The 14,368-nt window shown below is 70.7% G+C and carries 9 protein-coding genes; 5 read left to right on the top strand and 4 right to left on the bottom strand.

Annotation, left to right across the window (positions count from 1 at the left end):
• The first annotated feature begins 149 nt into the window (after window positions 1–149).
• A complete protein-coding gene (locus ACX114_RS28895) occupies window positions 150–2,291 on the top strand; it encodes an FUSC family protein (RefSeq protein ID WP_459289779.1) in 2,142 nt (713 codons plus the stop codon).
• On the opposite strand, the gene ACX114_RS28900 is transcribed toward ACX114_RS28895, so the two are convergent.
• Window positions 2,266–3,357 (bottom strand): energy transducer TonB, encoded by a 1,092-nt coding sequence (locus ACX114_RS28900; protein ID WP_459289781.1) that lies wholly within the window; start codon window positions 3,355–3,357, stop codon window positions 2,266–2,268. The two genes, ACX114_RS28895 and ACX114_RS28900, sit on opposite strands and share 26 nt — an antisense overlap.
• Window positions 3,358–3,481: 124 nt before the next feature.
• Between ACX114_RS28900 and ACX114_RS28905 the strand changes: the two genes are divergently transcribed.
• Window positions 3,482–5,998 carry a hypothetical protein gene (locus ACX114_RS28905; protein ID WP_459289782.1) on the top strand — a complete coding sequence of 839 codons (2,517 nt, stop codon included), beginning with the start codon at window positions 3,482–3,484 and terminating at the stop codon, window positions 5,996–5,998.
• Between the two features lie 97 nt (window positions 5,999–6,095).
• A complete protein-coding gene (locus ACX114_RS28910) occupies window positions 6,096–8,645 on the top strand; it encodes a hypothetical protein (protein ID WP_459289784.1) in 2,550 nt (849 codons plus the stop codon).
• A 10-nt stretch (window positions 8,646–8,655) separates the two neighbouring features.
• On the opposite strand, the gene ACX114_RS28915 is transcribed toward ACX114_RS28910, so the two are convergent.
• Both ACX114_RS28915 and ACX114_RS28920 read right to left on the bottom strand, forming a co-directional pair.
• Window positions 8,656–9,786, bottom strand: a complete 1,131-nt coding sequence (locus ACX114_RS28915; RefSeq protein ID WP_459289786.1) for a hypothetical protein — start codon at window positions 9,784–9,786, stop codon at window positions 8,656–8,658.
• A 24-nt stretch (window positions 9,787–9,810) separates the two neighbouring features.
• Window positions 9,811–11,076, bottom strand: a complete 1,266-nt coding sequence (locus ACX114_RS28920) for a glycoside hydrolase family 2 TIM barrel-domain containing protein (RefSeq protein ID WP_459289788.1) — start codon at window positions 11,074–11,076, stop codon at window positions 9,811–9,813.
• A gap of 208 nt (window positions 11,077–11,284) precedes the next feature.
• On the opposite strand from ACX114_RS28920, the gene ACX114_RS28925 reads away from it, so the two are divergent.
• Entirely contained in the window at window positions 11,285–11,596 is a 312-nt protein-coding gene (locus tag ACX114_RS28925) for a hypothetical protein (RefSeq protein WP_459289790.1), read from the top strand.
• 18 nt (window positions 11,597–11,614) lie between these two features.
• Here ACX114_RS28925 and ACX114_RS28930 read toward each other — a convergent pair whose 3' ends face one another.
• A complete protein-coding gene (locus ACX114_RS28930) occupies window positions 11,615–12,460 on the bottom strand; it encodes a hypothetical protein (protein ID WP_459289791.1) in 846 nt (281 codons plus the stop codon).
• A 130-nt stretch (window positions 12,461–12,590) separates the two neighbouring features.
• Here ACX114_RS28930 and ACX114_RS28935 point away from each other — a divergent pair, with 130 nt between their 5' ends.
• Complete coding sequence (locus tag ACX114_RS28935) at window positions 12,591–14,366, top strand: RluA family pseudouridine synthase (protein ID WP_459289792.1); 1,776 nt, start codon at window positions 12,591–12,593, stop codon at window positions 14,364–14,366.
• Window positions 14,367–14,368 lie beyond the last annotated feature (2 nt).

The following is a 14,368-nucleotide window of genomic DNA, read 5'->3' on the forward strand; positions in this document are numbered from 1 at the left end:
CTTCCGGGAGGGAGGGGCTGGTGGAACGGGGCCCGGGGTACCGCCCGGGCGGCGCTCAGGCCTTGAGGGGGAGGAGCCTCCTCCGCGTGTGGATGGGGACGGCCGTGGCCACCCTCTGGGGTGACGGCCCGCCGCTCCCCTGAAAACCCATGCGCTATCGACTGCGGAGACACCTCCGGTCGCTGCTCCGGGTGGAGCCCGGAAGACCGGCCCTGTGGGCGGGCATCCGGGCCGCCGTCGCCACCGCCCTGCCCCTGTGTCTGTCGTTCCTGACCACCGTGCCCCAGGCCGGATGGGCGGGCCTCACGGGGTTGCTGGTCACGCTCGCGGACAAGGGCGGCTCCTACCGCGTGCGGGCGCGCGTCATGGGCGTGGTGACGGTGCTGGGGGCGCTGGTCGGCCTGCTCGCCGCGCCCGCGGGCCACACGTACGTGATGGACGCCACGCTGCTGCTCGTGGGCGTCACCGCCGCGAACTTCGCGCGCTGCTACGGCGAGACCGCGGGCTCCGTGGGCGGGCAGTTGGCCGTCATCTTCGTCGTGTCGCTGGGCGCGCCCGCCGCCTCGCCGCGAGAGGCGGTGCTGCGAGGCGCGGCGCTGCTGCTGGGCGGCCTGTGGGCGATGGCGCTGTCACTGCTCTTGTGGCCGCTCAGGCCCTATCGCCCCGCGCGCCGGGCGGTGGCGCAGGTGTACGCGGGGCTGGCGCTCGCCGCCGAGGACCTGGAGCGGGCCACGCGGGATGGCGCCACGGCCGAGGCGTGGGCGGAGGGGCTGAAGCGCCACGCGCGGATCCGCCCGGACATCGAACGGGCGCGGGACGTGCTCGCGGCCACGCGGCGCGGGAGGCCGGACGAGTCCAGGCGCGGCGAGCACCTGCTGGTGCTGGTGGAACAGGTGGAGCCCATGCTGGCGCTGCTCAGCGCGTTGGCGGAGGCGATGCAGGTGGTGGGGCGCGACCCGCACCTGCACGCGACGCGCGAGCGGGTCATCAAGCTGTGCGAGGCCTTCGGCGCGATGGACCAATGGGTGTCGCGGGCGCTGCGGCAGGAGCGCAACGAGGGCATGCGCGAGCCGCCCCGGCTGGCGCTGCGGCCCCGTCGCCGGCAGCCCGCGAGGATGGCCGCGCCGCCGGTGCGACAGAGCTCGGAGGGGCCGCTGTCCACGCACGTCGCCACGCTGCTGGACCGGCTGCGCGAGCACGCGGGCGTGGCGCACGAGACGGCGTCGGGCCTGCTCTTCGGAGACCCGGTGTCGGCGCGAGGCCGGGGCACGGTGGGCGGCCCCAGGCAGACCCCGGGGTTCTCCCTGTGGCGGCCGATTCGCGACCACCTGCACCGGGACTCGGTGGTGCTGCGGCACGCGCTGCGCACGGGGATGGTGGCCACGGCGGCGCTGGGGCTGACGCGGGCGTTGCAGGTGGGCGACGCGCACTGGGTGAGCCTCGTGGTCATCTCCATCCTCCAGCCCTACGCGGGCAGCACGGAGGAGCGCGTGCTGCAGCGCACGCTGGGGACGCTCCTGGGCGCCAGTCTGGCGGCGCTCATCGCGACGCTGGTGCACACGCCGCCGATGATGATTGGCGTCATCAGCGTGCTGACGGCCATCTCCGTGGCGCTGCTGCCGCTGAACTTCGGCGCGTTCCAGGTCCTGCTCACGCCGGACTATCTCTTGATGGCCACGCTCAGCTCCGGCGACTGGACGGTGGCGTCACAGCGCTCGCTGGGCGTGCTCATCGCGGGGGCGCTGGCGCTGGTGGGCTCCTGGACGCTGTGGCCCAGTCCGGAGCGCCGCCGCTTTCCGGACGCGGCGGCCTCCGCCCTGCGCGCGGATGGGAAGTACCTGCAACAACTGGCCACGCACCGCAGCGGCACGGAGCCCGCGGTGAACGAGGAGCGCCGTCTCCTGGACCAGGCGCTGCTGGAGGCGGAGTCGTCCTTCCAGCGGTTGATGACCGAGTACCGCGGCCCGCCCGGGCACCTGGAGCCAGGCATGGCGCTGCTCACCTACGCGCGCAGGTTCGCGCTGGCGGTGACGGCGCTGGGCACGGGGCGCTTCGAGGGAAGGACGACGTCGGTCCTGCCGCAGCAACTGGCGCAGCGGGCCAGCGACAGCCTGGAGCTGCTCGCCCGCGCGTTGCAGGAGCGGCGCGAGCCTCCGCCCCTGCCGGCCCTGGCGCTGCCGCGCACGAGCGATGACCCCGTGCTGGGCGCGCTCCTGGAACGCGTGCCCCGGCAACTGGGCATCCTGCACGGCGCGGTGGCGCGGATCAGCGAGGACCCGTCGCTGCGCTGACGTCCTTGGGCGCGGCGCAGGCGGACTGGTAGTCCTGGAGCTTCCGCTGGAAACGCTCCCGTTCCTGCGCGGGCCATTCCTCGGGCAGCAGCTCCACGGCCTTCTGCTGTTCGGCCAGCGCGGCGGCGCACTGCTTCAGCCCGAACTGCGCGGCGGCGGCGGTCTCCAGCACATAGGGATTGTGGCTGCGTCGCAGGAAGGGACGCACCGCGCTCAGGGCCGGCGCGTACTGGCCTGACTGCACGAGCTGCCACGCGGCCTCGCTGGCGGCCCACCCACTCCTGGGCGCCAGGAAGAAGGCGCGGGCGACGGCCTGGGGATAGAGCGGATCCTCTGGAGCCTCTTTCGCGAGCTTCCTGGCGAGGTTGAGCCATGCCGAACGGCTCTCGGGATTCTGGCGGACCCGCAGCCGGGCCCAGTCCAGTTCTTGATGCCTGTTCAACGTGATCCCCTGCGGCACGAAGCGCACGTTGAAGGTGTATGGGACAGACACAGGGTGCCCCGAGAGGGTCACGGGACGGTATCGAGCCGACTGGAGCGCCGCGAGGTTCTGCTCGATGCCGGGAAGCCGGACCCCTTCCACGACCGTGCAGTCACGCACCTGGCCATCCGCGCCGATACGGCACTGGAAGACCATGAATGCGAACGCACCTTGCTTGAGCAACGGCTCGGGATACCTGAAGGCCGCCGGCGAGATCGGCTCCGGACGGGTGACCGCCCCGGACAAGAACGTGCAAGCTTCGGCGAGCTCCGCATCACACGCGGCCGAGATGTCCCGGAATGCGCTGAGGACGGCATCCTCTCCGGGGGTGCCACGCAGCGTCTTGACCGCCTCCGCGAAGACGAGAGGCGCCTGTGCTGGATCCAGTTTGAGCGGCGATCGCGGCGCGACCTCGTCCCCCAGCGCAAGGTCCCAGAGCCCCGTCGAAGGGAGGCCCCTCTTCGATTGGACGTCCTCCATCGCGGACATCAGATGGCCATGACTCGCGGGCAGGGTCGGGACGCCCGAATGGGCGCATCCGGTGAATCCAAGCAGCAGGGACAGGAACAGCCAGCTCCAACGCATGGGTCCGTACTCTAGACCATGAGGCAGTGCCGGACGAATGAGGCGTCCATGAGCAAACCGTGATGACGCGAGGCTGGGTCATTTGGGAATAGACCTCTTCCGAAACGCGCCTGGAGCCGCTGCCTTGAAAGACACCCCAAACGACTCGACCGCGGGAGGGCCCAGGCTCGCGGCGTGGGCCTCGTGGGTCCTGCTGCTCGTCGCCACGTCGGCCTGCGCGACCCATGCTCCCTCCCAACGGGATACCTCCTGGGCGTCGCACTTCACCGAAGCGGCCGAGCGCATCGAGGCCCGGGCCCGCGTGGTGGGCCTGACCCGGCTGCACGACGTGCGCGCGGAGCAGGCGGAGCTGCGTGCCTGGATGGAGGCGCTGTCGAAGGAGATGGCGCTGGGCGGCCCCGAGGCGCAGGGGCCCGGGCACTACGCGCTCGGGTGCGGGGCACGCGCGCTGGGCCGGGACGCCGAGGCACGGACGCACCTGGAGGCCGCCTGGAACGCGGGCTTCCGCGAACCTCACGTGGCGTGGGCCCGGGCCCAGACACTGAGCGAGCACTACCGCGTGCTTCGGCTGGCGGCGCTGGCCGCGCCGGACGCGGATGAGCGCAAGGTGCGGGCCGAGGACGCGGAGCGCCAGTACCGGGAGCCGGTGCTCACGCTGCTGCGACAGGCGGCGGGGGCGGAGGTCCCGTCGGCGGACTTCGGCGCGGCGCTCATCGCGTTCCACGAGGGCCGCCTGGACGCGGCGCTCGCGCTCCTGGAGTCCGTGGGCACACGGCATCCGTGGTTCGTGCAAGCGCGGCTGCTGCGCGCGGACGTGTTCCTGCTGCGCGCTGCCCACCGCTGGGGCAACGACGACAAGGTCCATGCCCGCGAGGACCTGATGGCGGGACGCCAGGCGCTCACGGAGGCCGCGACCACCGCGGAGAGCTTCGCTCCGGCCCACCTGGCGCGGGCGCGCTTCGAGACCGCCGCGATGAACCTCACCCGTCCCAACTTCGACGGCACCGTGCTGCTCTTGAGCGGCGGAGACCCGGGCCCGGCGAAGTGGGGCGTCGATGCGCTGGACCTCGCGGCCCGGGTGGTTCCCGGCAACGCCGATTTCACCTGCGAGAAGGCGCGATTCCTCAACAGGGTGGCGGAGCGCCTGGACCGCGATGAGCCCTTCCCGGGAGCCCTGCTCCAGGATGCCATCCAGGCCGCGAAACACGTCCTGGAGCTGGATCCGGCGAACACGTGTGGCCGCGCGGAGTGGAGCCGAGCCCGGGTCCAGCAGACGGAGGACGCCCTGCGCCGGAACACCGCGGGGAGCCCCCCACTCAACGACGCCCTGGTGTTGCTGGAGACCACGCCGCCGGCCGCACGGGATTTCGCCTACCACCTCCTGCGAGCCCGGCTCCTGCGCACCTGGATGGACACCCTCCTCCTGGTGGGGAGGATCAACGACGCGTCACCTGGCTGGGAGCGCCGGGAGCAGGCCATCGAAGCCTACCGGAGCGCGCTGGCGCTCGAGGCGCGCATCCCCACGTACTGGGTCCGGCTGGGGGAGCTGCTCCTGGCCAGGGGGATGGATCCGGCGACGAAGGACCCCCTCGCGGACCTCGCGCAGGCGGAAGCGGCCTGGGAGAAGTCCGTCAGGGTCAACACGAGAGCCCCCGAGGTGTGGCTCCTGGAGGCACGCATCCGCGTGGCGCAGGCCCAGCGGCACAGGGCCCGGGGGGAAGAGGCCGGACCGAACCTGGACAAGGCCGTGGCCTACCTCGACTCCGAGTACTTCCGGCAGAAGCGCAATCCCTACCTGCAGCATGAGCTGGGACGGCTCCTGCTGGAACAGGCGAGGGAGGCCTGGGAGCGCGGGGGAGATCCCAGCGCGCTGCTCGACAAGGCGGAGGCGGTCCAGGCGCAGGCGACGACGCTGGCGCCCTACCTGGACCTGGGACGGTTCGGGCAGGCGGAGGTCATCGTGACGCGAGCGGAGTACGCCTGGCGCCGGGGAGCGGATCCCACCGGGGAGGCCGCCCGGGCGGAAGCGCTCTACCTCCAGACGCATCCCTACTTCCAGGCGCAGAAAGATGAGCGATTCGCGGGCCTCCAGAAGACGGTCCACCTCCAGGCGCGCCACCTGCTGGAGCAGGGCCGTGATCCGGAGCCCCTCCTCGCGCGTCCGCAGGGTGAGGGCGACGGGACATCGTGGCTCGGCCGTGACCGCGTCGTGCATCATCGGGCCATCGGCGAGTCCTTCGGACTACGGGCCCGCCATTCGGCACGCACGAATCCGCGCAAGGCGGAGGAGCAGTTCAGCGGCGCGGAGCAGAACTACGCCGAGGCCCTCAAGCTGGAGCCCTCGAATCAGGAGCTCCGGTTGGAGGAGGGCCACCTGTTCCGGGAGTGGGCAGTCGCGCGCAAGGCGGCGAAGCAGGACCCAGGGCCACTCCTGTCGAAGGGACTCGCGCTGGCGGACGCGTTGCTCGCGGAGCGTCCGAACTGGCCCGAAGCCCTCTTGCTGCGCGCGGCGCTGCTGCGCACGAGTGACCCGGCGTCGCCCCAGGCCCGCGCGGACCGGGACGCCGCGCTGAAGGCCAATGCCAACCTCGCGCCCGGATGGAAGCGGCAGTTCCCGGACGACCCGCCACTCAAGCCCTGAGCGCGCGGCTGGACTGGCCCCGGGGGCAACCCGTGTCATCGCGAAGCTTCGTATCCTGCAATGGAATTCCTTCCGGAACGCACCTGGAGAGGTCTGCTTGAAAGACGCCTTGAACGCCGCGCCGCATGGAGGGTCCCGGAGCGCGGTGCTGGCCTTACAGGTCCTGCTGCTCGTCGCGGCCTCGGCCTGCGCGTCGACCCACCTCTCCCAGCAAGACACCGCCTGGGCGTCGCACTTCACCTTCGAGGCCGAGCGCATCGAGGCGCGGGCCCGCGCGGTGGACCTGGCCCGGGTGCACGACGCGCGCGCGGAGCAGGCGGAGCTGCGCGGCTGGATGATGACGCTGTCCAAGGAGATGGCCCTCGGAGGCGCCGGGGCCCAGGGGCCCGGACACGCCGCGCTCGGGCGTGGGGCGCTGGCCCTGGGCGACCTGGACGCGGCCATCGAGCACCTGGAGACCGCGTGGAGCGCGGGCTTCCGCGAGCCCTCCGTGGTGTGGGCCCGGGCCCGGGCGCTCAGCCAGCGCTACCGCGAGCAGCGCATCATGGCGTTGACCGAGCTGGACCTGGATGCGCGGAGGGTGCGCGAACAGGACATGGAACGTCAGTACCGCGAGCCGGTGCTCGCCCTGCTTCGACAGGCCTGGGAGAAGGAGGCCCCGTCGGCGGCCTACAGCGCGGCGCTCGTCGCCTTTCATGAGGGCCGGCTGGACGCGGCGGCGGCCCTGTTGGAGCCCCTGGCCGCCTCGCATCCCTGGTTCGTCGAGGCGCCACTGCTGCGCGCGGACGTGCTGCTGCTCCGCGCCGCCCAGCTGTGGGAGGAGGGCCAGAAGGACGCGGCCCGGGCGCGACTGGAGCACGGCCGCAAGTCCCTTGATGCCGCCAGGAGCACGGCGGAGAGCCAGATGCAGGCCCACCTGGCGCAGGTCCGGTTCGAATCCGCCGTCATCGCCCTCATCCGTACCGACCCGACCGGTACCATGCCCTCTTACGACCGCGAGGAGCGGGTCCCCGGCGTCATGTCCTTTGCCGGCCCCGAGGGCCAGGGTCCCGCGGGCCGTGCATTCAGCGCACTGGACGCGGCGTCCCGGATCAATCCCGCCGCCTCCGGCCCTGCCTGTGAGCGGCTGCGACTGCTCAATGCCCTGGTGGAGCATCCCCGGCGCCAGGAGGCCTTCGGCGGCTATCTGGCCCAGCACGCGAGCGAAATCGCCGACGTGATTCTGGCCCGGGATCCCACGAACCGCTGCGTTCAGGTGGAACGAATCCGGACCCAGGTGGCCAGAGCGGAGAGGGCAAGACAGGAACGCTACGGCTCGTATGTGCACAAGGAACTGGAGCTGTTGAAGGCCATTCCTCCATCCGAGCGGGACCTCGCATTCCACCTCCTGCACGTCCGGCTCCTGGAGCACTGGGTAGCGGTCGAAAACGAATGGGGTGGCCCCCGGGTCGGAGACCGGTATGGCGCGCACCGGGACCAGGCGCTCGACGTCTGGCGGACCCTCCTCGCGCTCGAACCCCGCGTCCCCGCGTACTGGGTCCGGTTCGGGGAGCTCCTCGTGGAGCGGGGCATGGACCCGATGACAGGGGACGGAGCCGCGGACCTGGACCAGGCGGAGCAGGCCTGGGCGCAGGCCAAGGCCCTCCACACGAAGGCGCCCGGGGTATGGCTGCTGGGAGCCCACGTCCAGATGGCGAAGGCGCTGCGCCACCGGGCCCGGGGCGAGGACGCGGGTAGCGCATGGAAGACCGCCGAGGCCCGCCTTCGCGATGGCCTCACCGCGCATCCGCGCGATTCGTCACTGCATCATGGTGTGGGGCAGGTCCTCCTGGAGCAGGCGAAGGAGCGCTGGGCACGCGGAGGCGATCCCACCGAATTGCTCGATGCAGCGGAGGCGGCGCAGGCGGAAGCCACGACGCTGGACTCCGGGCATGGCCCGGGGAAGCGGGCGCAGGCGGACATCCATGCGCTCAGGGCGGAGTACGCCGGGTGGCGAGGGGAGGATCCTTCCCCCGACGTGGACAGGGCTGAAGCCTTCTATCTCCAGGCCATGCCCGAGGGGCCCTCGAACGCGGAGGCCGTCATGGGCCTCATGCGGGTGCATCAAATCCAGGCGCGCTCCCTGCTGGAGCAGGGGCAGGATCCGCGGCCCGCCTACGAGCGCTCGGCGAAGACCATCGACATGCTCGACCGTCTTGCCTTGTCCAGGCGCTCCCAATACCTGCGAATCTCGGGCGACTACTCTCTCGTGATGGCCCGGTGGACCGCACGGACGGATCCACATGAGGCGCAGAGGCACTTCGACGCCGCGGAAGCGACCCTCACCAAGGCCCTGGAGAACGCACCTCGGAGTCAGGAGATCCGTCTGGTCCTGGGTGAGTTGAACCGGTACCGGGCGGTGGAGCGGAAGTCCGCCGGACAGAGCGCTGAGCCCTGGCTGGCAAAGGGGCTCGCGCTGGTGGACGCGTTGCTCAAGGAGCGTCCGAACTGGCCGGAAGCCCTGCTGCTGCGCGCGGCGCTCCTGCGCACGAAGGACCCGGGCTCCGCCCAGGTCCGCGCGGACCGGGATGCCGCGCTGAAGGCCAATGCCAACCTCGCGCCCAGATGGAAGCGGCAGTTCCCGGAGGACGGGCCGCTCAAGCCCTGAGCGCGGTGCTTCAGGGAGTCACCGGGGACGTGGCGCAGGCGGCTTGGTAGTCCCGGAGCCTCGCCTGGAAACGATCCTTCTCAGGCACGGGCCATTTCGCGGGCAGCAGCTCCACGGCCTTGTGCTGTTCCGCCAGCGCCTCGGTGCACTGCTTCAGCCCGAAGTGCGCGGCGGCGGCGGTCTCCAGCACGTACGGGTTGGGGTGGTCGCCCAGCACAATTGAGGAGCGGCGGAGGACGGGGCGCAGGGCCTTCAGTGCGTCGGCGTACTGGCCCGCCTGGACGCGCTGCCAGGCCATCTCCGTGGCAGTCCACCAGTATTCGGGCGCCAGCGCGTAGGCCCGGGCCAGCGCGCGAGAGTAATGCGGATGATCCGGCTCATGGATGGCGAGCTGCGCGGCCAGGTTGGTCCAGGCAGAGGTGCTCGTGGGGGACCACCCCACCCGCTTCCGGGCCCACTCCAGCTTCAACTCCGTGGACAGGTCCGCGCTTCGATTGCTGCCGTAAACGGGCTGAAAGCTGACGGTGAACGGACGGCTCATCGGATGCCCCGCCAGCCTCCACGGCGTGTACCGGTCCTCTGAGAGCTGCGCGATGAGGTGCTCCGCTTCATGCTCCGGCCCACTCTCGATGACCTGACAGTCGCGCACGCGGCCATCCACATCCAGCCGGCAGCCGAGGATGACCAGCGCGTACTGGGCGTGGGTGAACCGCGGCTCCCGCTTCATGGGGCGCACCTCCGCTGCCTTGAGGAGGACCGAAGGCTGCGCCTGCTCCTTCAAGAACACGCACGCCTTCTCGTAGTCGGCGTCGCATGCGGCTCGCAGCTCCCCGAAGGCGCGGCGAAGCTCCGCGTCGGAGGGATTGCCTTTCAGGACCTGGACGACCTCTTCGAAGACACGGGGCGCCTGGTCGGGCTCCAGCTCCACGAAAGGGGACTTCAAGGAAGCGAGCGCGTCGGTGGTGACGAACCCGAAGTTCGTGCCCTGGGCGACGCGGCGCTCGTAGGAGCGAGGGTCGTCCAGGTAGGCATCCATGGCCAGCGACAGATGACCGTGACTCGCCGTGGATGGGGGAAGACCGTAGTGGCCACAACCCGTTGAAAGGCACAGCAGGAAGAGGAACAGCAAACGCCAGGACATGGCGGCGCACTGTAGCGCAGTGCCTCAGGGAGCCGCGGGAGCCACCACGGATGTCGTGGCCGCGACCAGGTTCCCCGCGCCATCCTTCGCCAGGCCATACAGCTTGATGGCGCCCGTCACGACTGGCAGGCGCACCCGCCACGTACCGGGAGTGGTCCCCTTCCGGGACTCCAGCATCGTCACGCGGTCGCGCTCAGCTCGGGTCGCCGCGCCCCGGAAGTTGTAGGCGAAGGAGACCTCCACCGGCGTGGTGGACGTGACATCGAAGGCCACGTTCGCCCAGCCTTCCTCCAAGCCCCGGACCTCCAGGCGCACCAGCACGGGCAGCGCGGGCGACGGCTTCACGCCCGTGTACGCCTCCCGCACCGCGTGCCACGCCGGCCGCGTGGACGTGCCGGACAGCATTCCCAGCCAGAGTCCTCCGTGGTCCAGCGCCGCGCTGTAGTTGAAGACGAACAATCCCAGACACCGGCCCGCCTGGACGTGCGGAGCCAGCGCGTTGCGCCAGCCGTCCACGATGACGTCGTACTTCTCCCCGTCACCCGGCTCCTGCGGCACGCCGCGAGCGTCCTTGGGGGCTTCCCATTCCCCCTGCGCGCCAAACTCCGTGATGAACCACGGCTTGCGGCCACCGGCCTGCTTCACCGCGTCCGCCAGCGCATGGATGCCCCGGCCATAGACGTTCAAGCCATACGCATCCAGCGAGGGCACGTACTTCTCCCAGAACGGGATGCCCAGCGTCCAGGCATCCACGGACAGCACCGGGTGCGCGGGGTCCGCCTTCTTCACCGCGCGGACGACCTTCTCCAAGAAGCGCGCGTAGGCGACCTTCGACGGCTCATCCGGTGAATTGAGGATGACCTCGTTGCCCACGCCCCAAGCAAGCACGGCAGGGTGGTCCTTGAAGCGGAGCACCTGCGCGACCGTGGCCTGGAGCTGCGCCTCACGGCCCCTGGCGTCGCGCACGTAGTCAAAGGCGTCGTCATTCTCCATGCCCGGACGGCCCGGCCGCAGCCAAAGCCCCACGAGCACGCGCAGCCCATGCTTCTGCGCGGCATCGAGCAGCGCGGCCGTTTCATCCCCGGTGCCCCAGGTGCGCAGCGTGTTGACGCCCAGGGACTTGAGCTGCTCGCAATCCTTGTCGAAGTTCGCGGGCCCACCCGTGCCACTGAAGGTGACGCCCTTGGCCACATAAGGCTGGCCGTCCACCTTCAGCTGCCAGCCCTCCCCTGCCTTCAGGATGGAGGTGCGGGCCTCCGCGGCCCACGCGGGCAGGAGGAGCGCGACCAACAGCAGAACACCAACTGCAACGGGGCGGGCAGTGGCCATGGAGGCCGGAGTCTAGAATCAAAAATCCCTGTAGTCCCCCCGCGCCTCAATCAAGTGAACAGCATCGTGAATACTCATCCAGAGTCTCGGCCGCCTTTTCCGACATATCCATTGTCATATTCAAATGGCTCATTCGTGATGAACCGCGGCGCATTCAGGAGATCGTACCGTGAAGCTCGAAGGGAACGGATGGAGTGGTGACTTCGGCGGCTCCTGCCCGATGCAGGGCGACGGCGAGGTGGATGGCCGTCCGTTCTATTTCCGTGCGCGCTGGGACACATGGGAACTGGACATCACGGAGCCGGGCGGCGATCCGCTCGACATCAGTGACGCGGCCTTGCTGAGCGGTGAGGCATGGCACCACGAGGAGACCTGGCCGGGCGGGCCCTACGACGCGGGCTACATGGAGTTGGACGACGTACAGAGATGCATGGACCGCGCTGTCGCCCTCTACCGCGCCAGCCGGCCAGCCTCTCCGTAGGCCCGCATCCTCAGTCGCCTAACACCCGTCGTAGCCCCCCGGGGCACCGGGTGACTTGCGGTAGCACATGCGCACCTCGTTCTCGACATCCGTGCAGCTGGAGTCATAGACGCTCTCGCCCGAGGGCATGTCGATGAACGTTCCGCAGTCCCGGCTGGACTCCTTGATCTGGAGGATGCGAGGGAACGCGTCGCCCACCGGGGTGACCTTCACCTCGGTCGAGCCATGGACGAAGCCCATGTGGGTTCCCGACTCGATGGTGAAGATGGAGCGCAGCGAGCCCTCTTGCGCCTCCCAGTACGACAGCGTCTGGTATTCGTTGCGCGAGTCCGCGTCGGTCTTCTCGACCCGGAAGACCTGCCGTACCGGGTCGGTGAGGTTCTCGAAGGAGAACACGACGCGGAAGGCCTGGCTCTCCACCACGCCCGGCAGGAACTCCATCGGGATGGCGCAGAAGGTGTTCTTGCCGCTGAGCGGATGAAGGACCACTCCATCCAGCAGCTTCAGCCCATCGCACAGTTGCCCGCGCGCCTGGAGGACGAAGTCCTGCGCGTCCGCCGACAGGATGCGTGCCCGGAAGATGTCGAGCTGCGCGGACGCGGGGCCCTCCTCCTTCAGGCACTCCATTCGCTCCCACGCGGAGTCCAATTCCAGCGGGTGGAGGAGCTTCCGCAACCCGGCGGTCGTCTTCGCGGCGCGCACCTGCTTCTTCAACTCCTGGGGTTCCACCACGACGCGGAGCGCCGGTGGACATGCGTCCTGGGCGACCTTGCTGGGGGGCGTGGAGGACGGTGGCTCCTCGGCGGACGCCGGGGTCGTGCAGAGGACCGCCAAGAGCACGGCTGCCCGGAGGAGGCGAGGCATCGCGGATGGAGGGTGCATGGCCATGAGTCGCACCCGGGATCCTGACATGGGCTTGCAATGGCAGCCAGCCTGCCCGCCAGGCCCTCAGGACCGGTGGGGACGGCGTGCGGTTTCGTGCTACTCCGGCGCCGTGGACTTGCTTGTCACCGCACTCGAACCGGCGCCCCACGCGGACGAAGTGCCGGGGGCGTTCCCGAGCCCCTTCGACGCCGTGGGCCCGCACGCCCTCGCGCGCCGGGCCGCGGAGGCACTGCAAGCCACGCTTCGCGAGGGCTTCATCGCGCCCGGGCTGGCCAGCGATGTCCTCCAAGGGCCGGACGGCGGGAAGATGTTCGGCGTGCTCGTGGTGCGGCAGCCGGACGGAACGCTCGGCGTGCTGCGAGCCTTCTCCGCGATGCTCGCGGGACGCTGGGATGTTCCGGGCTTCGTGCCCCCCGTCTTCGACCGCGAGGCACGCGCCCGCGTGGAGCCCGTGGCCGACGCCACGGTGAAGGCCCTCCTGGCTCGCGCGGAGGCGTGGAGCACCTCCGAGGAACTGCGCCGCCTGCGCGAGGACGATGACGCCCGCCAGTCCCGTGAGGCCACGGAGCGCGAAGCCATGCGCCTGCGTCACGACGCCCGGCGCCGCCAGCGTCACGAACGCCGTGCAGCAATCCTGGCCATGCCCTCACGCACGGTTCCTCTGGGCGAAGAGCCACAGTCGCCACAAGCCTCGGTCCCAGCCGCGCTCGCGGAGGCCATTCGCCCCGAGGCATCACCTGCCGCGCTCACAGAGACCGAGCGTGCCCAGGCGCTTCACGCGCTCGATCAGGAGAGCCGGGGCGACAAAGCAGAGAAGCGCCGGTGGGACGCGGCCCAGGAAGAAGCCCGGCGCCTGCTCGCCCCTGCCCGTGCGAAGGCGGAGCGCCGCGTGCGCGCGCTGGACCGCCTGCGGCGCATCGTCTCGCGCGGCTTCATGAAGCAGTTCCACGACACCTACGCCATCACCAATGCCCGGGGAGAGACCCGCCCCCTGCGCTCGCTCTACGGCGGCGCGGAGCCCCCTTCCGGCGCCGGTGACTGCGCGGGCGTGAAGCTGCTCGCCCATGCCTTCGCGCACGGACTCCAGCCGGTGGCGCTCGCGGAGTTCTGGTGGGGCACGCCGCCCGCGTCCGGTGGCCGCATCCAGGGCGCCTTCTATCCAGCGTGCCGCGACAAGTGCGGTCCCCTGCTCCCATTCATGCTGGAAGGCCTGGAGGTCTCCGCGCCCCGCGTCTTCGTCCCGCCGCCCGCGCCCACGCCGGACCTCTCCATCCTCTTCGAGGACGCGTGGCTCGTCGTCATCGACAAACCCTGCGGCCTGCTGTCCGTGCCGGGCCGGGATGCCTCACTGTTGGACTCGGTGCTCACCCGCCTGCGCGCGCGATATCCCAACGCCACCGGACCGCTGCTCGCGCACCGGTTGGACCTGGACACGTCCGGGTTGCTCGTGGCCGCGCTGGACAGCCGCACGCACGCGTCCCTTCAACGCCAGTTCCTCCACCGCGACGTGGCCAAGCGCTACGTCGCGCTCATCGACGGGCCCGTGCACGGCGACGCGGGCACCATCACCCTGCCCCTGCGCGTGGATCTGGACGACCGTCCCCGGCAGATTGTCGACCCCCTCCACGGCAAGCCCGCGGTGACCGACTGGGAGGTCCTCCATCGCGCGGCGAGCCACACGCGCGTGGCCTTCCATCCGCGCACCGGCCGCACGCACCAACTCCGCGTCCACGCGGCCCATCCCCAGGGCCTGGGCGCGCCCATCGTGGGAGATCCGCTGTACGGACACGCGGGCCTGCGCCTGCACCTGCACGCCGAAACGCTGTCGTTCGTGCATCCGGCGACGGGGCAGCGCGTGTCCTTCACCCGCGCCGCCCCGTTCTGAAA

The sequence above is a fragment of the Corallococcus sp. M7 genome (assembly GCF_054512695.1).

What these genes read in the sequence shown, in the direction of transcription:
- ACX114_RS28895 (WP_459289779.1), top strand. Translation starts at nt 150, where the DNA reads ATGCGCTATCGACTGCGGAGACACCTCCGGTCGCTGCTCCGGGTGGAG.
- ACX114_RS28915 (WP_459289786.1), bottom strand. Translation starts at nt 9,786, where the DNA reads ATGTCCTGGCGTTTGCTGTTCCTCTTCCTGCTGTGCCTTTCAACGGGT.
- ACX114_RS28900 (WP_459289781.1), bottom strand. Translation starts at nt 3,357, where the DNA reads ATGCGTTGGAGCTGGCTGTTCCTGTCCCTGCTGCTTGGATTCACCGGA.
- ACX114_RS28930 (WP_459289791.1), bottom strand. Translation starts at nt 12,460, where the DNA reads ATGCCTCGCCTCCTCCGGGCAGCCGTGCTCTTGGCGGTCCTCTGCACG.